At 69.7% G+C, this 17,393-nt stretch carries 16 protein-coding genes and 3 tRNA genes; 4 read left to right on the forward strand and 15 right to left on the reverse strand.

Going from position 1 to position 17,393, the window contains the following annotated elements:
• The first annotated feature begins 47 nt into the window (after positions 1 to 47).
• The gene (locus tag C3942_RS02345) at positions 48 to 953 is read left to right on the forward strand and encodes an extracellular catalytic domain type 1 short-chain-length polyhydroxyalkanoate depolymerase (RefSeq protein WP_104228721.1); all 906 of its coding nucleotides are present in this window, start codon (positions 48 to 50) and stop codon (positions 951 to 953) included.
• A gap of 158 nt (positions 954 to 1,111) precedes the next feature.
• Entirely contained in the window at positions 1,112 to 3,229 is a 2,118-nt protein-coding gene (locus C3942_RS02350) for a PhoX family protein (RefSeq protein ID WP_104228722.1), read from the forward strand.
• A gap of 34 nt (positions 3,230 to 3,263) precedes the next feature.
• Here C3942_RS02350 and C3942_RS02355 read toward each other — a convergent pair whose 3' ends face one another.
• From C3942_RS02355 to C3942_RS22525, 5 genes are all read right to left on the reverse strand, one after another.
• Positions 3,264 to 3,770: a DUF4124 domain-containing protein gene (locus tag C3942_RS02355; RefSeq protein ID WP_165797285.1), complete on the reverse strand. Its 507-nt coding sequence runs from the start codon at positions 3,768 to 3,770 to the stop codon at positions 3,264 to 3,266.
• Positions 3,771 to 3,860: 90 nt separating this feature from the next.
• The gene (locus tag C3942_RS02360) at positions 3,861 to 5,375 is read right to left on the reverse strand and encodes a M28 family metallopeptidase (RefSeq protein WP_165797286.1); all 1,515 of its coding nucleotides are present in this window, start codon (positions 5,373 to 5,375) and stop codon (positions 3,861 to 3,863) included.
• A gap of 40 nt (positions 5,376 to 5,415) precedes the next feature.
• The gene (locus C3942_RS02365; protein ID WP_104228725.1) at positions 5,416 to 5,886 is read right to left on the reverse strand and encodes a MaoC family dehydratase; all 471 of its coding nucleotides are present in this window, start codon (positions 5,884 to 5,886) and stop codon (positions 5,416 to 5,418) included.
• A gap of 152 nt (positions 5,887 to 6,038) precedes the next feature.
• Positions 6,039 to 6,383 carry a YfeK family protein gene (locus C3942_RS22520; protein ID WP_207765943.1) on the reverse strand — a complete coding sequence of 115 codons (345 nt, stop codon included), beginning with the start codon at positions 6,381 to 6,383 and terminating at the stop codon, positions 6,039 to 6,041.
• 113 nt (positions 6,384 to 6,496) lie between these two features.
• On the reverse strand, positions 6,497 to 6,709 hold the full coding sequence (locus C3942_RS22525; protein WP_207765944.1) for a hypothetical protein: 213 nt from the start codon (positions 6,707 to 6,709) through the stop codon (positions 6,497 to 6,499).
• A 75-nt stretch (positions 6,710 to 6,784) separates the two neighbouring features.
• Between C3942_RS22525 and C3942_RS02375 the strand changes: the two genes are divergently transcribed.
• Positions 6,785 to 7,273: a DUF4124 domain-containing protein gene (locus tag C3942_RS02375; protein ID WP_104228726.1), complete on the forward strand. Its 489-nt coding sequence runs from the start codon at positions 6,785 to 6,787 to the stop codon at positions 7,271 to 7,273.
• 41 nt (positions 7,274 to 7,314) lie between these two features.
• Here C3942_RS02375 and C3942_RS02380 read toward each other — a convergent pair whose 3' ends face one another.
• The 5 genes from C3942_RS02380 to C3942_RS02400 form a co-directional block, all read right to left on the reverse strand.
• The gene (locus C3942_RS02380) at positions 7,315 to 8,214 is read right to left on the reverse strand and encodes a sulfotransferase (protein WP_133164216.1); all 900 of its coding nucleotides are present in this window, start codon (positions 8,212 to 8,214) and stop codon (positions 7,315 to 7,317) included.
• A complete protein-coding gene (locus C3942_RS02385) occupies positions 8,207 to 9,682 on the reverse strand; it encodes a hypothetical protein (protein ID WP_133164217.1) in 1,476 nt (491 codons plus the stop codon). The genes C3942_RS02380 and C3942_RS02385 overlap by 8 nt, the downstream gene beginning before the upstream one ends.
• On the reverse strand, positions 9,679 to 12,027 hold the full coding sequence (locus C3942_RS02390) for an HlyD family secretion protein (RefSeq protein ID WP_104228729.1): 2,349 nt from the start codon (positions 12,025 to 12,027) through the stop codon (positions 9,679 to 9,681). The genes C3942_RS02385 and C3942_RS02390 overlap by 4 nt, the downstream gene beginning before the upstream one ends.
• A 6-nt stretch (positions 12,028 to 12,033) precedes the next feature.
• Positions 12,034 to 13,350 (reverse strand): TolC family outer membrane protein, encoded by a 1,317-nt coding sequence (locus tag C3942_RS02395; protein WP_165797288.1) that lies wholly within the window; start codon positions 13,348 to 13,350, stop codon positions 12,034 to 12,036.
• Between the two features lie 213 nt (positions 13,351 to 13,563).
• Positions 13,564 to 14,472, reverse strand: a complete 909-nt coding sequence (locus C3942_RS02400) for a LysR family transcriptional regulator (protein ID WP_104228731.1) — start codon at positions 14,470 to 14,472, stop codon at positions 13,564 to 13,566.
• Positions 14,473 to 14,597: 125 nt separating this feature from the next.
• Between C3942_RS02400 and C3942_RS02405 the strand changes: the two genes are divergently transcribed.
• Positions 14,598 to 15,368 (forward strand): SDR family NAD(P)-dependent oxidoreductase, encoded by a 771-nt coding sequence (locus tag C3942_RS02405; protein ID WP_104228732.1) that lies wholly within the window; start codon positions 14,598 to 14,600, stop codon positions 15,366 to 15,368.
• Between the two features lie 44 nt (positions 15,369 to 15,412).
• Here C3942_RS02405 and C3942_RS02410 read toward each other — a convergent pair whose 3' ends face one another.
• From C3942_RS02410 to csrA, 5 genes are all read right to left on the reverse strand, one after another.
• Positions 15,413 to 16,129: a YaiO family outer membrane beta-barrel protein gene (locus C3942_RS02410; RefSeq protein ID WP_243393507.1), complete on the reverse strand. Its 717-nt coding sequence runs from the start codon at positions 16,127 to 16,129 to the stop codon at positions 15,413 to 15,415.
• A 330-nt stretch (positions 16,130 to 16,459) separates the two neighbouring features.
• Positions 16,460 to 16,536, reverse strand: a tRNA-Arg gene (locus tag C3942_RS02415).
• Positions 16,537 to 16,791: 255 nt separating this feature from the next.
• A tRNA-Ser gene (locus C3942_RS02420) sits at positions 16,792 to 16,884 on the reverse strand.
• Positions 16,885 to 16,915: 31 nt separating this feature from the next.
• Positions 16,916 to 16,992 (reverse strand) — tRNA-Arg (locus tag C3942_RS02425).
• A 109-nt stretch (positions 16,993 to 17,101) separates the two neighbouring features.
• Positions 17,102 to 17,311: a carbon storage regulator CsrA gene (gene csrA / locus C3942_RS02430; protein ID WP_104228734.1), complete on the reverse strand. Its 210-nt coding sequence runs from the start codon at positions 17,309 to 17,311 to the stop codon at positions 17,102 to 17,104.
• Between the last annotated feature and the right edge of the window lie 82 nt (positions 17,312 to 17,393).

Here is a 17,393-nt window from a genome sequence, read left to right on the forward strand (position 1 = left end):
GCTTCGATGCGGTAGCGTTTGCCGCATCCCGAACAAGGAGCCGTTCCATGGTCGCTTCGCACCTCTCCCGCCCGCTGCGCAGCCTGGGCATCGCCCTGCTCGCCGCCCTCGCCGCCTGCGGCGGCACCGGCGGGGTCGTTTCCTCGGCCCAGGCCGCCAGCTCGCAGGAATACACCCTCAGTTTCCAGGGCATGGAGCGCAGCTACCGGCTCTACGTGCCCGACGGCGGCGGCAACGGCTCGCGTCCGCTGATCGTCGCCCTGCACGGCGGCTTCGGTACCGGCAAGAACATGGAGGAGCTCACCGGCTTCGACCTGGTCGGCGGCAATGCCGGCTTCGTCGTCGCCTACCCGGACGGCGTCGGCCGCTCGTGGAACTCCGGCAGCTGCTGCGGCCCGGCGCTGAAGAAGAACGTGGACGACGTCGGCTTCCTGCGCGCCATGGTCGCCGACATCGGCCGCCGCACGCCGATCGACACCAAGCGCGTCTACGGCACCGGCTTCTCCAACGGAGCCATGATGGTGCACCGCGTCGCCTGCGAGGCGCCGGACCTGTTCAAGGCCATCGCCGCCGCCTCCGGCGGCATCATGGTGCCGAACTGCAGCGCCCGCCAGCCGATCGCCGCCTTGCTGATCCAGGGCCGCGCCGATCCGCGAATCCCCTGGGACGGCGGCGACTTCGAAGGCAACTACCGCCCGCCGGTGCGCGACGTCTTCAGCAAGCTGGCCTCCCGCAACCAGTGCGCCGCCAAGGAAGAAACCCAGCAGGACGGCTCGGCCAGCTGCGTCACCCGCCGCGGCTGCGCCGGCGGCGCCGAGGTGAAGCTCTGCGGCATCGACGGCATGGGCCACCAGTGGGCCGGCGCCAAGGAACTGCTGCCGCGCTTGCTCGGCAAAGGCACCAGCAACTACAACGCCTCGCAGAAGGTCGTGCAGTTCTTCCAGCAGCACTAAGCGGGTTCATGCAAAGCCCGGGCTCGCTTGGCGAGGCCGGGCTTTTGCATTCCTGACGCACGGTTCGTCATCAAAGCTTTACGAAGCTCCCCTAGCTTTCCGCGTTTATCCGGAAACAAAGCCGGCGACCCCGCGTCCGCCGGCATCCAGGGGGAACCATGAGCCAAGCGTCCAGCAACGATCCCACCGCCTTCGCCGACATCCTCGCCCACCGCCTGTCGCGCCGCCGCGTGCTGGCCGGCAGCGCCGCCGTCGCCGGGCTGTTCACGCTGTCCGGCTGCGGACGCAGCGATCCCTACGACCGCCGCGCGGACGCGCTGCAGAAGCTCGGCTTCCAGGCCGTGCCCAAGTCGAAGGACGACCTCGTGCACGTGCCGCCCGGCTACCGCGCGCAGGTGCTCTACGCGCTCGGCGATCCGATCCGCGAGGGACAGGCGGCCTACGGCAACCAGGGCGCGGAGACCGACTTCGGCCAGCGCTCCGGCGACCACCATGACGGCATGTATTTCTTCGGCCTGTCCACCGGCGGCGGCTGGGACCCGGCCATCTCGGAGCGCGGCATCCTCTGTCTGAACCACGAGAACATCACCGACGCCTACCTGCATCCCGCCGGCCCGAGTCGCGACGAGAACGGCGTGCGTCCCGCCGAGGAAGTGCGCCGCGAGATGGAGGCCCACGGCGTCAGCGTGATCGCCATCCGCCGCAGGGTCGATGGCGGCTACGAACTGGACCGCAGCTCGCCGCTGAACCGCCGCGTCACGCTGCTGACGCCGATGGAACTGGACGGCCCCGCCGCCGGCGACGCCATGCTGGCGACGAAGCTCTCGCAGGGCGGCACCCGTGCCTTCGGCACGCTCAACAACTGCGCCAACGGCCACACGCCCTGGGGCACCTACCTGACCTGCGAGGAGAACTGGAACACCTACTTCCACCGCGGTGCGGACGAGCCGCAGCGCAGCGCAGCGGAGAACACCGCGCTGGCGCGCTATGCGCTGGCGCCGGATTCACAGGGCGACAACTACCGCGGCTGGAACACCGTGGCAGGCGACATCACGGAGCGCTTCGACTGCAGTGCGGCCGGAGCCTCGGCCGACGACGACTTCCGCAACGAGCCCAACCTGTTCGGCTGGATCGTGGAGATCGACCCCTTCGACCCGGCGTCCACGCCGCGCAAGCACACCGCCATGGGCCGCTTCTCGCACGAGGGCTGCGTGCCGGCACCGGTGCGCGCCGGCCAGCCGGTGGTGTTCTACATGGGGGACGATTCGCGCTTCGAGTACGTCTACAAGTTCGTCTCCGACCTGCCCTACGACCCCTCGCTGCAGGGCCTGGCCGGCAGCGCGCATCTGGCCAGCGGCACGCTGTACGTCGCCCGCTTCGACGCCGACGGCAGCGGCCGGTGGCTGCCGCTGCGCCATGGCGAGAACGGCCTGACCGCGGACAGCGAGGTCTACCCGTTCCAGAGCCAGGCCGACGTGCTGGTGCACGCGCGCCTGGCGGCCGACGCGGTCGGCGCCACGCGCATGGACCGGCCCGAGTGGACGGCGGTGGACCCGGTCACCGGCGAGGTCTACCTGACCCTGACCAACAACTCGCGCCGCACGCCGGACGACGTCGATGCCGCCAACCCGCGCAGCTACACCGACGGATTCACCAACGCCGACGGCAGCACCACCGAGAACAAGGGCAACGTCAACGGCCACATCATCCGCTGGCGCGAGCGCGGCGACGATCCGGCCGCGACGAGTTTCCATTGGGACGTGTATCTCTTCGGGGCCGAATCCGGCGCGCCAGCCTCGGTCAACCTTTCGGGGCTGACCGACGACAACGATCTCAGCAGCCCGGACGGCCTGTGGTTCGACCCTGCCGGCCTGCTGTGGATCGAGACCGACGACGCCGCCTATCTCGACCACAGCAACTGCATGCTGCTGGCCGCGGTACCGGGCACCCAAGGAGACGGCGGCGCGGTGACCGTGGACAACGGCGGCCAGAGCAAGGTGGTCACGCTGCGCGGCCGCAGGGCCACGCCGGACAACCTGCGGCGCTTCCTGGTGGGCCCGATGGAGGCCGAGATCACCGGCCTGGCGATGACGCCGGACCGGCGCGCGCTGTTCGTCAACATCCAGCACCCGGGCGAGAACGGTGAAACCGCATCGCCCTCCTCGCACTGGCCCGCCGCCAGCGGCGATGCCACGGCGGCCGGCGCCGCCGGCAGCCGCCCGCGCTCGGCGACGATCGTCATCACGCGCGAGGACGGCGGCGAGATCGCGGTCTAGGCGCCCCGGAAACTGAAACCCCGCGGGCGCCGCCTCAGGGCTGCTTGCGGATCTCCATGATCCGGTCGCCCTGGGTGTAGATGTCCAGGTCGTAGCTGCTGCGGAACACCCAGCGGGTGCGGGCACCCTCGGGACCGTTCTCGGGCTTCTGTGCATCCGGCGCCGCGTCGCAGACCTGGCGGAAGCTGGAGAACACGGTACCGACCAGCTTCTCGGCCTTGCTGCGCACGGCAAGGCAGCGCAGGTAGCGCTCGGCCTCGGCCTTCTCCTGTTCCTGCGCCGCACCGGCGCCCGCCTGCGGCCCGCTGGCTTCGCAGCGCGCGTCACCATAGGGGTACCACTGCCCGTCACCGCCCATGCAGCGCGGACCGCTGGCGCGGCGGCTGGAGGCCTGGTCGGCCGCGTCCTTGCAGGGGCGATCCTGGAATTCCACGGCGCCGCTGGCGTTCTTGCAGCGGAAGACCTCGGCCGCCGCTTCCGGCGAAGGGCCCAGCAGCGCAGCCGCCAGCAGCAGGCCGGCAAGATTCCGGAACGGCATCATCTGAAGCATCTCCCCAAAGCCTGGTGTCGAGCATCCAGCAGACGCTCCCATGCGACCCCAGTGCATCATTTCATGCGAATGGCCGCCCGGCTACTGCAAGCCGGCCAGCGGCGCGGCGCAGCTCCAGAACGGGGCGTCGTAGCGCGAGCCCAGGCCCGCCGCCACCGCATTGGCGGCGCGCAGGCTGTCGGCATTGGTGTCCAGCAATCCCTGGACCGTGTCGCGGAAGGCCGCGGCCATCGGGCCGAGCGCCGCGGTGACGATCTGGCTCTCGTCGTCCTTGAGCGTGTGGAAGTACTGGTTGGTGCCGTTCATGCCCACGCTGGGAATGCCCTTGGCATAGGGCCCCTGGTTCTCGCCGGGCGCCAACACGGACGGCGGGAACTGGTAGAAGGGCTTGATCGCGGCGCTGTCGAAGGCCGGGCGCGTGATGGCCGTGAGCATCGGGTTCTCGGATACCGACAGCGTGCGCACCTGCGACAGCCCGCCGGTGGCTTCCGGTTCCCCGTTCACGTCACGGTAGCCCTTGTAGACCAGGCCGGAGCCCAGGTGCACGTAGGCGACGGTCTTTTCCTTCGGGATGCAGGCCATGAAGCGGTTGAGGCCGTAGGCATAGACCTGATGCCCGCCGGAGGCGACGAAGTAGATCGAGTAGGGCAGCGGACCTTCCTTCCTGGCCTTCTCGGCGAAATGGCGCGCGAGGTAGACCAGCATGCCGACGCCGGGACCGCGCTCGCCGGCGCTGAGGAACCAGCCGTTGACCGGCGTACCGACGACGATGATGTTGTCCGGGTCGCGGCCCGGCAGCAGCGCGGCGACGTTGCTCTCGGTGCCGGATTCGCGGTAGCTCGCGTCCACCACGATGCGCGCTCGCGCGCCCTGCTCGCGGATCGCCGCGGCGGCCTGCTTGCCGACGATCACGGTCGGCAGCGTGCCGAGGCCATAGGTCGGCACGTCGCGGTTCTGCGCGGCGATCTCGTTGCCCGGCGCGTCGGTGGCGACGATGGCACCGGCCGCACCGCGCTCCGCCAGGGTCTTGAGTACGTCCTGCGCATTGCCGGATTCGCCGTTGAGCACCAGGCTGATGCGCAGCAGCGCGATCTTGCCCTGCAGGTTCTTGCCCAGCAGGTCCAGCGCGCCGCCCTTGTTGACGTAGACGATGTCGCCGGACACCCCTTCGGCCGGCGTGGTGCCCTGGAAGTACCAGGGGAAGGCCGGCACCGGCGTCCTGCTGCCGTCGGCAGCCTCCACCTCCAGCCCGTAGCCGCGCAGCTGGAACACCGGGAAGCCGAAGCCCTGGCGCTGTACGGCAGTGAGGCCGGGGATCGCGCGGAACTGGTCCTCGGCCCAGCCGTACACAGCACCGGCGAGGGCACTGCCGGCCCGGGCGCCGCGCTCGCACTTGGCCAGCAGCGAGGTGCCGAAGCATTCGTCGAAGCGCGAGGACCCGCGGATCACCTCGAGGTAGGACTGCATCGCGGCTTCCGTCTCGGTGCCCGGATCGCCCACCGGCCCGCCGACCACGGGAGAGGAACCTCCCCCGCCGCCACAGGCACAGAGCAAGGCCGCAAAAAGCACTGCCGCAGGCTTGGCATGCGAACGCATCCGCTTCTCCTCCTTCATGGGCGGCCGCGCCCCGGGCCGCTCAGCGGCACAGCAGCACGACGATATCCGCCAGCAAGGCCGGGTCTCTTTCGCCTTCCACTTCCAGCGCGCAGGCGGAGATGGTCAGCAGGCGGTCCGGTCCGTTGGGCGTCACCGCGGCCAGTTTAACGCGGACGCGGATGCGGCTGCCCACGCGCACCACGCTCTTGAAGCGCACGTTGTTGATGCCGGCGTTCAAGGCCAGGTTGGTGCCCTCCGGCATCAGCTTGAGGTCGTTCATCAGCTGCGCCAGCAGCGACAGCGTCAGGAAGCCATGGGCGATGGGCACGCCGTAGGGGCTTTCCCGGGCGCAGCGCTCCGGATCGGTATGGATCCATTGGTCGTCGCCGGTGCAATGGGCGAACTCGTCGATGCGCCATTGCTCCAGTGTCATCCACTCGCTGACCCCCAGTTCCTGGCCGAGGAAGGCGGGGATGCGATCGAAGCGATAGTCGACGAGCTTATGACTCATGCACGGGTTCTTTGGGACAGGGCATCCAGGGCGCCGCCCGTCATTCTGGGGATCTGCGGCGCTCTGCCGCGGATGGGTCAGACATCTCTGGAACGCCGGAGCCTACCAGCCGTGCTTTACAGCAACCATACAAGCCCGGTGGGAGAATTGGCCTACTTCGCGCCGGAGCCGGAAGGACCTATTTCGGCCGTCGGCACCGCCGGTGCCCGCAGCCCGCGCAGTTGTCCGCGCAGCCAGTCGGCACTGGGCCGAGGCGCCTGCGTGCCGCATTGCACCTGGTAGGGCTTGCCGGACACGCTGCTGCCGGTGCCGGCCTTGGCGATGAAGTCCTCCGTGCTGGCCAGCATGCCCTTGCCGCGCAGGTAGTCGAGCTTCTTGCCCAGGTGCTGGCGCGCGTCGGCGGCGGAATGCCAGCTGCCGTTGCGGTTGAAGCGGCAATCCGAATCCCCCAGGCGATCGAGCAGGCGGCCGATCTCGGCGGCGGCGGCGGGAGGCAATTCCGCTGCAGCGGCAGGGGCCGCCGCGAGGATCAGCGACAGGCCGATCGGCAGGACGCGCCGCAGGTCCGGGCGGCGGTGCCGGCGTGGACCGTCCGCCTGGCCTTCGGCGCTCAGTGGCCGGCTCCGGCGGCGGCTTCGGCGCGCTCCTTGCTGTACTCCGGGTATGGGGTACGCGCGCGCTGCTGACAGTCCGCGCGCTCGCGTGGCTCCAGTTTGTTGCATTCCTGGGCACGCAGTTCCGAGGTGCTATCGTAGACCTGCTGCGACGAACAGCCTGCCGTGGCCAGCGCCAGCAGCCCGAAGCCGATTGTCCTGATGCTCATCCGCGTACACTCCCGGTCATGCTTACCTCCGGCTGACCCCGGAAAGCCTACAAGAGTTCGAAAGGCAGGCCCATCTTGCGTCACGAGCACTGCAGCTGGCTGATCCCCCTGTTGCTGCTGGCCATGCCGGCAGGCGCGCAGGTCTATCGCTGCGAAAATCCAGGGAAGCCCACCGTCTACCAGGACAAGCCCTGTGCGGGCGCACGCGGGGGAACGGTGACGCTGCCACCGCTGTCCGTGGTCCCCTCCCAGCCTGCCGCGGAAACGCCGGCGGCGCCCCCGGCTGCCGCTGCCGCCGGGAAGGCGTCCGCCGCCGCTGCCGGGCTCCCGCCCGCCCCCGCTCCGGCGGAGGTCCGCGCCGCGATCATCGCCAATCGCGTGCTGCCCGGCATGAAGGCGGACGAGGTCCTGGCCGCGGCGGGACGCCACACCGACCATTACACCGAGCAGGGCCTGGATGCGGATGGCCGCTACGAGTTGTGGACCTTCTCGCGGCGCCTGGACAGCTTCCCCTTCGTGGTGAAGCTGCGCCACGGCGTGGTGGTGGAGACGCGCGAACGCTAGGGCCTGCCGGCACGCGGCCGCGGCGGCCGCGCCGACAGGAGCTAGTAGCCGCAGTCCTGCGCCAGGCGGCGCACCTGGGCATCGAAGCCCATGCCATCGGCACGCCAGGGCAAGGGCGCTTCCAGGCTGCCGGCCGGCGCCTGCGCGGAGAGATCGGCGGGCCAGTCCATCAGCACGTCCGGCTCCAGGCCGCCCGGCGCCGCGGCGGGCCCCAGGCCCGCATAGGGCCAGCGGCCCGGATCGGCCATCAGCGCCAGCGTCGCAGGATCCGCGTCCACGCCCAGCCATTGGCAGAGCCCGGCCAGGGTCGCGTCGAATTCCCGGTCCAGCGCCTCGGCGGTGATGCGGCGCAGCCTGGCATGCGCGGCGATGCGGTCGAGATTGATCTGCGCACGCAGCCAGGGCACCTGCGGCTCCACCTGCGGCGGATCCTGCGAGTAGTCCTTGTAGTCCACCGGCACGAACAGGCGTTCCCGGCACCAGCTGCTCATCAGGCGGCCCTGCGTCCAGGGATGGCGCAGCAGCTGCACCACCGGCGACTGCGGCGTGAGCCGCAGCAGGCGCAGCAGTTCGTAGGAGCGCAACGCGGTCTCGGCATCCGGGATCACCAGGCGCCGCGGCGCCACGCGGGCGGCCAGTTCCTGCAGCAGCGCCCCCGTGCTCAGGCGGCGGCGCTGGTCCAGCCAGCCCCTGGCCGCCTCGATGCCGGCATCGCTCTGCCCGCCGCAGGCGATCTCGGCCACGGCGCGCAGCAGGCCGTGGCCGTGCTCGCCCTGGCTGGCGGCGAAGACTTCCAGCAGGTTGCCGACGTCGTCGGCCAGCGTCAGGTGCAGTTGCGGCGTGGCATAGAGCTGCGGATGCATGCCCAGCACGCCCGCCAGCCAGGTCACCCCCGAGAAGGGAGCGCCCAGCAGCCAGATCGGGGATGGCGCTTCAGCCACGGATCGCCGCCTCGCGGGCACCGGTCTTGCCGATCCACAGCTCGCAGCCGCCGCGCGGGTTGTCCACGTAGCCCCAGGCACCGTCGCGCTCCACCGCCACGCGCGGGCCGAAGGGATTGGCCGTGCCCACCATCAGGCCCTGCGGCGTGGAAGCCATCGTGCGGATGCCCCAGTTGTACTTGTTGCCGAAGCCGTTGCGCGTCACCGGCTCCCAGTGGACGCCGTCGTGCGTGCGCCAGAGCTGGCAGCCGCCGGTCTCGGCGAGGCGGTCCACTCCCAGGCGGCGGATCACGCCGTGCACGTCGGCCGGCCAGGCATGCAGCGGCAGGTAGGGCATCAGCATCGCCCAGGACATGGTGCTGGCGTAGAGCCAGTCCTCATGCACTTCCATGCGCCAGATATAGCCGTTGAAGATGTTGTCGAAGCCCGGCGAGTAGCCGGACAGCGGCACCTTGAGGCCCTGCTCGGTCATGCGCGGCTCGCCCACGATCAGGTCCCAGGAGTCGTCGGGCCAGATGCGCAGCATCTCGGCCGCGGCGGGGCCGATCTTGTATTCGCGATGGAAGCCGCCGTTGACGATGGCGCAGGCGACGTAGAACGCGCCCTTGAACTCGCACATCGCGCCGGGGCCCTCGTTCTGCGGCCCGCGGCCGGCGCCGCGGTCGAACACGCGGGTCCACTTGTACGGCAGGTCCCCGCCCGGCGTCTTCCACAGCTCGCCGCCGCTGACGGGATTCATCACGCCGGCATAGAGATGGTCGTCGTAGACGCCCATCTCGAAGATCGTGACGTTGTTCTTGTCGCCGAAGCCTTCCTCGTTGGCCGGCGTCCACTTGCCGTGCTGCAGGTCGCCGTTGGCGTAGATCACCGCCTCGGAGCCGACGTCCTGGTTGTAGCCCTTGGCCGTGCCCGAGGCCGTGGGGCTCATGTGCACGCGGCCCTTGAAGGGCTGGAAGGTACGGCAGGCGCGCACCACCGGACTCCAGGGCGGGCGCGGAATCCTGGTGAAGTTCACGCCGTCCTCGGTGCGCAGCACGTCGGGCGAATGCGCCAGGTGCGGCGACCAGGTGGAGACGTACAGGCAGGGCTTCGGGTCGTTGACGTCCTGGAAGACGTTCATGCCGCGGTAGCCGATGTAGCTCGGCACGTTGGGGCGGCCGTTGACGCCGGTGACGTAGGGCGAGCGGAACGCCAGGCGCCACACCGCCTTGACCGGGTCGTACTCCCAGATCTCGGCGCGGCGGTCGATGTCGTACAGGCCCGGCGGCGTCTCGATCGGCCAGGGGTTCAGCGCCGGCACCGTGATGCCGAACTTGAGGCCCGCGAAGGCGCCGCGCGTGGTGCCGACATACACGCGGCCCTGGAACACCGCCATGCTGTGCGCATAGTGGTTCCAGCCGTCGCCGAAACCGCTGGGGGCGGTCAGGCGGAAGTCGGCCTCGCTGGGCGCCGGCGGCAGTTCGATCACGGGATCCAGGACCACACTTCGACGAACAGGAAGCGGCCCAGCGCGCGGGTGAAGGCCAGGAACAGCGGATGCCATCCGCCCGAGACCTTGGCGTTGCCGGTGACGCCCGGCAGCAGCTTGTTGTTCGGGTCTTCCAGCGTCACCTGCACGCGCACGACCTTGCCGTACTCGCCGTCCTCGGCAGCCGGGGCGATGCTCGTCACCTTGCCGTCGAAGCCGGTGGCCGGGAAGGCCCAGGCCTTGGCCGTGACCGGGTTGTCGAGCTTGATCTCGCCGATGGTGTTTTCCGGCAGTTTCACCTCCGCGATGCGCTGTCCGGCGTCCTCGATGGTGGCGAGCTGGTCGCCGCGGTTGAGGAAGCTGCCGCGCGAGAACATCAGCGAGCCGCTGACCACGCGGCCGGCGATCGGCGCGGTGATCTTGGTGTAGCTCAGGCGCTCCTGCTGGTATGCCAGTTCGGCGCGGGCTTCGTTGAGCTGGGCCTCGATGGCCTTGAGGCGCTCGCCCACCGCCGGGCTCTGCACCAGGCCCAGGCGGCTCTTGGCTTCCTGCAGGGCCTTGGCGTCGACATCGGCCTGGCCCTTGGCGCGGTCGTAGTCCGCCGCGGTGACCGACTTCTTCTGGAAGGCGCCCTGCAGGCGGCGGGCCTGCGCGGCCGAGACGTCGGCGCGGGTCTGCGCGGTCTGCACCGCGCTCTCGGCCACCACCACCTCTTCCGGCTTGCCGCCCTTCTTGGCCAGGGCCATGTCAGCCTCCAGCGCCGCCAGCCGCGCCTCGGCGGCGGCCACCAGGGCGCGCTGCTCGTAGTCGGAGATGCGGGCGATCACCTGCCCCGCCTTGACCAGGTCGCCTTCCTTGACCAGCACCTCGCGCACGTCGCCGGCGGTCAGCGCGCGCACGTCGGCACGGGCGCTCGGCAGCACGACGAAGTCGCCGCTGGCGCTGTAGCGGTAGGGCAGGACCAGGATCAGCAGGATGATGCCGACGATGATCCATTGCTTGCGGGAGAAGTCGGCCCAGAACTTCCACCACGGGCGTCCGGGGACACCCAGGCCGGTGTTGGCGGCGCCGCCGCGCGAGTTGCGGTATGACTGACTCACAAGAACCCCCATGAACGCGAGCACAAGAAGAAAACCGACACCACCCTGCCTTTCGATCACCCAGCGACCGGCAAAGGCAAGGAACAAGGACATCAGCGCGATCAGGCTGATCGCGCAGAGCACCAGATAGATCATCAGCGTGCGCAGTTCCAGGCGGCGCTGCTGCATCACCCAGCCGGTGCGCATGTAGCCCATCAGCGCCGCCATGGCCTGCTCGCGCAGGTCCGGCAGGTTGAGACGCTGGGCCAGCAGGTAGTAGCCGTCGCGCCGCGCCAGCGGATTGAGCCGCAGCAGCAGGGTGAACAGCGCGATCACCGCCACCCACAGCGCCACCGAAGGCACCGAGGTCTGGCTGCCGCGGCTGATCATCCAGAAGATCGCGGAGACCGAGAACAGCAGCGCCAGGCCGGTCATCGCCGAGGCGACGATGCGGCTGCGCTGGGCGCGGTCGGCGCGCTCGGCGGGGCCGGCCGTCTCGACGTAGGCCAGCGGCAGCACGAAGGGCCCGCGCATCAGGCCGATCTCCGGACGCAGGCCGGTGAAGTACTCGATGGCCGCCGCGCGTGCCGCCTGGCCGAAGACATGGATCAGCGTCAGGGCCAGCCACAGCGTGCCGGCCAGGCCCACCCAGGAGCGGATGCGCAGCAGGTCCACGGCCGCTTCCAGCCGCAGCTGCCACAGGCCGTAGAGGACGAAGGCCAGCAGGCCGGCCAGCGCGAGCCCGCCGGCGCGGCCGGTCAGCGGCCAGTTCAGCAGGCGGCCCAGGCGCAGCCAGGGCTGCGGATCGAGCTGCGCCCAGGTCCGGCGCGCAATGCCGCGACGATCGGTGATCAGGCCCAGCAGGCCGCCGAAAGTGCCGGGGCCGGCCAGCGAACCGGGCATCGTGGACGGCGGCATCGGCCAGGGCGCGGCGGGCCGCAGGCGCTCGGCCTGCGCGGAATCGGTGATGGCCGGTGACGGCAGCGGGTCCCACTCGCCGGCCTGCAGCTGTCCGGCGATGGCCAGGCGCGCCGCAAAGGCCTCCAGCTCCTCGCGGTCCAGCTCCAGCTTCAGTTCGCTGCGCGCCAGCGACAGGATGGCATCGGCATCGCGCCGGCCGTCATACAGCCGCGCCAGCGCCAGCTCGGTGGGACTGAAGGTCTCGTCCGTCACCGTCGGCGGCAGGCGGCGCGGCGCACGCAGCTCGCCCGGAGCCTCGACGGGCTCGGCCGTGCCAAAGCGACGATACGGGTGGCCGGACGACATGACGGGCTAAGGCGTCAGCTCACCGGCCTGAAGCTGTCGGTTGAGCCCGATCAGGTCCGCCGTCACCAGCGTGCCGGAGGCCGCCCGGAGCTGCACGCTCGCGTGCAGGATGCGGTAGCGGATCAACGCGTAGTTGCGCTCGGCGTCGTAGCGCGTGCCGATGGCCTGCAGCAGGTCCGCGTTGGTGCGCGTGCCGGCCTCGTAGGCGGCGCGCGTCGCCTGCTCCGCCGCATTGGCGGCGTCCACGGCGCGCTTCAGGCCCTGGGCCTTCAGCAGGCCGGTGGTGATCGTCAGGTAGGCCTGGCGGGTGGCCTGCACGGCCTCCGCGCGCGCCTGCTCCAGCAGGGCCTCGGCGCCGGTGACGCCGGCCTTGTTGGCCTCGATCCTGGCGCTGACCTGGCCGCCGGAGTAGATCGGCAGGTCCAGCACCAGGCCGATGCGCTGCTCTTCTTCCTCGCGCTCGCCGACCACGCCACCGCCATGGTCGTCCCAGAAGGCCTGGCCCAGGGCATTGAGCCGCGGCCAGCGCTCGCGCCGGGCGCTGACCAGTTCCTTGCGGGCCACTTCCAGCCCGGCCGTGCGCGCCAGCACGAAGGCGTTGTGGGTGCGCGCACGCTCGATCCACGCGTTCTCGTCCATCGGCTGCGGCAGTTCCAGCGCCACGTCCGCGGGCAGCAGCTTGAGCGCGCCGTAGCGCTTGCCGGTGAGGCTTTCCAGCTGCAGCTTGGTGCTCTCGACCAGCGACCGGGCTTCCGCCTGGCGCGCCAGCGCCAGCTCGTAGGCGGCCAGCGCCACCTGCTTGTCGGCCTCCAGCGCCAAGCCGGCATCGGCGCGCGCGCTGGCCTGCTCGGATTCCTGCCGCAGCGTCTCCACCTCCGCATTGGCGTAGCGCAGGCCTTCCTCGGCCCCCAGCGCCGCGAAGTAGTTCTCCACCACCTGCACGCCCAGCGCATCCTGCCGCCCTTCCAGGGCAAAGCCGGCCTGGGCCACGCGCAGCCGGGCCGCATCGAGGTCGGCCCAGAGGGCGCCGTTGTAGATCACCTGCTGCAGCACGCCGCCATAGCCGTGGCGGTCATAGTCGTCGTCGAAGGAGAAGTTCTGGACGTTGTAGTACTGGCCGTCGATCTTTTCCCAGATGTGTTCGTAGCGCGCCCGCAGGCCGATCTGCGGCAGCATCTTGCCGAAGGCCGCCGGGACCAGCTGCTGTGCCGCATGGTATTGCGCCGCGTCCGCGCGGTATTGCGGGTTGCGCTCGAGCGCGTCGCTGTACACCGCGAGCAGATCCGTCTGTCCCTGCGCCGAAGCCGTCGCCTGCAAACCCACCGCGAGCCACGCCCCCAGGACAGCCCGCGCAATCCTCCCCGCGCCGGGTGTCTTCCTCAAACGCATGTGTGTCCTCGTTGTCGTGCGGACCGGACTGCGGTCTCGTGATGGATCTTTATTGTTAGAGCTGCTGTTTCGCATTATTTGTGCTTCGCCGTCAATAGCATAGCCAGCCCAATTCAAGTGAGGGCCGACCAATGGCCGAGCGTGCGTTCAGTCCAGCGGATCCAGGTGGGGGACCAGGGTATCCGCCATCCATGACATGAAGGCCTGCACCCGCCTCGGCAGATGGCGGCGGTGGGCATAGAGCAGGGTCACCGGCATCGGCGCCGCCCGGTGCTGCGGCAGGATCTCGACCAGGGCGCCCTGGCCCAGCAGCGGCTGCAACCCCACCGCCGGCGCCTGGATGATGCCCAGCCCGGCCAGGCAGGCTCCCTGGTAGGCCTCGGCATTGTTGACGGTCAGCGCCCCGGCCATCGGCAGGCTGCGGCAGCCCTGCGCATCGCAGACCTCGAAGCCGTCCGGCCGGGCGCCCAGGATCGGCACATAGTGGATCAGGCGATGTCCGGCCAGGTCTTCCAGGGTCTGCGGCGTTCCATGGCGGCGCAGGTAGGCCGGGCTGGCGACGTTGACGATGCGGAAGGCCCCCAGCGGCCGCGCGACCAGGCTGCCGTCCCCGAGCGCCCCCACCCGCAGCACGCAATCGAAGCCCTCGCGCACCAGGTCCACACGGCGGTCGGTGCTGCTCAGTTCCAGCTCCAGCCGGGGGTGGGCCTCCAGGAACTGCGGCAGCCGCGGCAGGATGAAGTTGCGTGCCACGCCGCCGGGCATGTCGACCCGCAGCCGCCCGCTCAGGGACTGGGCGCCCTGCTGGAACAGCGCCTGGAGCTCGTCCAGGTCCTCCAGCAGGTCCTTGGCCCGCTCGTAGAACGCGCGGCCGTCCTGGGTCAGCTCCACGCGGCGCGTGGTCCGGTGCAGCAGGCGCGCACCCAGCGCCGCTTCCAGCTGCTGGACCGCGGTGGACACGCTGGCCTTGGGCAGGTCCAGGCCCTCGGCGGCGCGGGTGAAACTGCCTAGCTCGGCCACTCTCACGAAGGTCTGCATCGCATCCAGGCGGTTCATATCGGCCTCATTGTTCGCTTAAGGCGAACACAGAAATCTTTTCGACGCAATTTATCGCGCCGAATGCAGACAATAAAGTGACTCTCATCCGGGGCCCGCCCGCCCCCCCCTCCAGGAGATTCCCGATGAGCACACATCCCGACACCCCCATCGCCCTGATCACCGGCGGCAGCCGCGGCCTGGGCCGCAATGCCGCGCTGGCGCTGGCCGCCAAGGGCAACGACGTGATCCTGACCTACCGCAGCCGCCGCGACGAGGCCGATGCCGCGGTGGCCGAGATCGCCGCCCGGGGCCGCCGCGCCCTGGCCCTGCCGCTGGACGTGGCCGACAGCACGGGCTTCGACGCCTTTGCCGCCCAGGTCCGCGAAGCCCTGCGGCGGCACTGGCAGCGCGAGCAGTTCGATTACCTGCTCAACAATGCCGGCATCGGCATCCACGCCGGCTACGCCGACACCACGCCGGCGCAATTCGACGAACTGGTGAACATCCACTTCAAGGGCCCGTTCTTCCTGACGCAGAAGCTGCTGCCGCTGATCCGCGACGGCGGGCGCATCCTCAACGTCTCGTCGGGCCTCGCCCGCTTCGCCCTGCCCGGCTACGCCGCCTACGCCTCGATGAAGGGCGCGATGGAGGTGCTGACCCGCTACCAGGCCCGGGAAATGGGCACCCGGGGCATCGCCGTGAACATCATCGCCCCCGGCGCGATCGAGACCGACTTCGGCGGCGGCGCCGTGCGCGACAACGCCCAGCTCAACGCCTTCATCGCGTCCCAGACCGCCCTGGGGCGCGTCGGCCTGCCGGACGACATCGGCGATGCCATCGCCCAGCTGCTGGCGCCGGAAAGCCGCTGGATCAACGCCCAGCGCATCGAGGTGTCGGGCGGGATGTTCCTCTGAACCCGCGGCGCAGGCCGGCCGCCGGGCCGACCTGCGCTGATCTCTCAGAAGCGCATCAGCAGGTTCAGGCTGAGTTCGTCGCGGGTGTAGAACAGCTCGCGGCGATACTGGGTGAAACGGTAGTCGATGCCCCAGCGCGGAGTCAGCCAGTGCGAGCCGCCGATGAACATCGCGTCGGCATCCGAGACCGCCACCTGGTCCGCGGTGATGCGTTCGGGCTGCTCGCCGGTGATGACGCCGATGCCGAGGGTGCCTTCGTCGTCCTCGCCGTAGACATAGTCGAGCTGGAAGAGCTGCGACCAGGCATGGCCGCTGTCCTGGAGGCTGCCGTAGAGCAGGCCCGCCGTCACCCGGAAGGGCCTGGGCATCCACTCCACCGACAGTTCGCCGCCATAGACCTTGTCGCCGGGATAGGTCGCCAGGTTGGCGGCCAGCGAGACGGACCACCGCTCCCCGAAGAAGCGGCTGAGCCCAAGGTCGTAGACCTGTTCGGCCAGCACGTCGGCGTCCGCGGTGTAACCCGCCTGGCCGTTGACCGACCAGTCCTGCGACAGCGGATAGGAGCCGCCCAGCATGAACTGGGTATCGTCCTGCTCGAAGCGGTGGGCCTGCAGCAGCGACAGCTCCCAGGACCCTTTCTCGAGGCGCCGCTTCCAGTGCGCCCGCAGGTCCTGCCACTCGGTGTAGCCGTCGCTGAGATTGGAAGGGCTGTACCCGATCCCCACCTCGTTGTCCGCCGCCAGCGCCGCGCAGGGCAGCACCAGCAACAGCCATCCGCCACTCCGGATCCCTGGAATGCGCACTGGTTGTTCTCCACGGGCGTCCTTGCCCGGAGTAACGACCGGCAGGAACGGGACTCAGTTCCATCTGCGCCAGTCCCCGGCCTCGGGTATTCATCCCCTCGCCTGCCCCTGCGGAGGGAGAGGGCCAGGCGGTAGAGCCCGGCCTTCTCGGGGACCGTTCACCCTTCGACCGGCTCGGGACGAACGGTTGCATGGATGGCCCGCACAAGCTCCGCCGGAGTGAACCTGCAGGCCGCCCTTCGGACACAAAAAAGCCCTCGCTAGCGAGGGCTTTTTTGTGTCCAGCAATGGTGCGCCCGGAAGGATTCGAACCTCCGACCCCTTAGTTCGTAGCCAAGTGCTCTATCCAGCTGAGCTACGGGCGCATGAAGCCTTGTTACCGCATCTACCTTTACAGCCCGCCCCAAGAACCGGCGGTTACTGCGGACGACCCGGGCCCAGGGAGGGATGGCTGCGTGCCTGCGGCGCCTGCCCCTCGCCATGCTCGGGATCGCTCCTTCCGGAGCGACGCCGGTCCGCTACGCGGGCCGGTCGAACCCAATCTTTTGTTCATCGAGGGCTCGAACCCTTTCGCCACCCGATAAACCTGCGGCCCCTACGAAGACCCTCAGTGCCATGATTGGCGGACAGAGAGGGATTCGAACCCTCGATACGGCTTTAGACCATATACGCCCTTAGCAGGGGCGCGCCTTCGTCCACTCGGCCATCTGTCCGGGACTGCTGCTGACTCTCCAAAGCCTCGAATGGTGCGCCCGGAAGGATTCGAACCTCCGACCCCTTAGTTCGTAGCCAAGTGCTCTATCCAGCTGAGCTACGGGCGCATTTCGAAGCGAGGGTTGTCGCCCTCAAGAGGGGCGGGATTCTAACGGCCCGGGGGGCTAAGGTAAAGAAAAAACTGGCAGAAATCGCCGGGCAGATGCCGGCGAGGCTTCAGGAGCCGACGCGCGCCGGCCGCGGTGCGGGCGGCGGAGCCGCTTCGCCCTCGTTGATGCGCTTGAGAAGCTCCTCGCGGTGCACGGCGACGTTCTTCGGCGCCTGCACGCCGATCCGTACCTGGTTGCCCTTGATGCCAAGAACCGTGACGACGATGTCCTCGCCGATCATGACGGTTTCGCCTACGCGCCGGGTCAAAATGAGCATCCCGCTCTCTCCGTGTCCTGTCCGAGCAGTCTCGGTCGCCGGCCGGGGGGCGCGGTAGCCCCCAAAAAATCGCAGCCGCCTG

Source organism: Solimonas fluminis, assembly GCF_002930645.1.
GTDB lineage: Bacteria > Pseudomonadota > Gammaproteobacteria > Nevskiales > Nevskiaceae > Solimonas_A > Solimonas_A fluminis.

Coding starts and splice junctions, on each gene's coding strand:
- C3942_RS02360 (WP_165797286.1), bottom strand. CDS start 5,375: ATGCGTTCGCATGCCAAGCCTGCGGCAGTGCTTTTTGCGGCCTTGCTC.
- C3942_RS02345 (WP_104228721.1), top strand. CDS start 48: ATGGTCGCTTCGCACCTCTCCCGCCCGCTGCGCAGCCTGGGCATCGCC.
- C3942_RS02390 (WP_104228729.1), bottom strand. CDS start 12,027: ATGTCGTCCGGCCACCCGTATCGTCGCTTTGGCACGGCCGAGCCCGTC.
- C3942_RS02355 (WP_165797285.1), bottom strand. CDS start 3,770: ATGATGCCGTTCCGGAATCTTGCCGGCCTGCTGCTGGCGGCTGCGCTG.
- C3942_RS02400 (WP_104228731.1), bottom strand. CDS start 14,472: ATGAACCGCCTGGATGCGATGCAGACCTTCGTGAGAGTGGCCGAGCTA.
- C3942_RS22525 (WP_207765944.1), bottom strand. CDS start 6,709: ATGAGCATCAGGACAATCGGCTTCGGGCTGCTGGCGCTGGCCACGGCA.
- C3942_RS02405 (WP_104228732.1), top strand. CDS start 14,598: ATGAGCACACATCCCGACACCCCCATCGCCCTGATCACCGGCGGCAGC.
- csrA (WP_104228734.1), bottom strand. CDS start 17,311: ATGCTCATTTTGACCCGGCGCGTAGGCGAAACCGTCATGATCGGCGAG.
- C3942_RS02365 (WP_104228725.1), bottom strand. CDS start 5,886: ATGAGTCATAAGCTCGTCGACTATCGCTTCGATCGCATCCCCGCCTTC.
- C3942_RS02350 (WP_104228722.1), top strand. CDS start 1,112: ATGAGCCAAGCGTCCAGCAACGATCCCACCGCCTTCGCCGACATCCTC.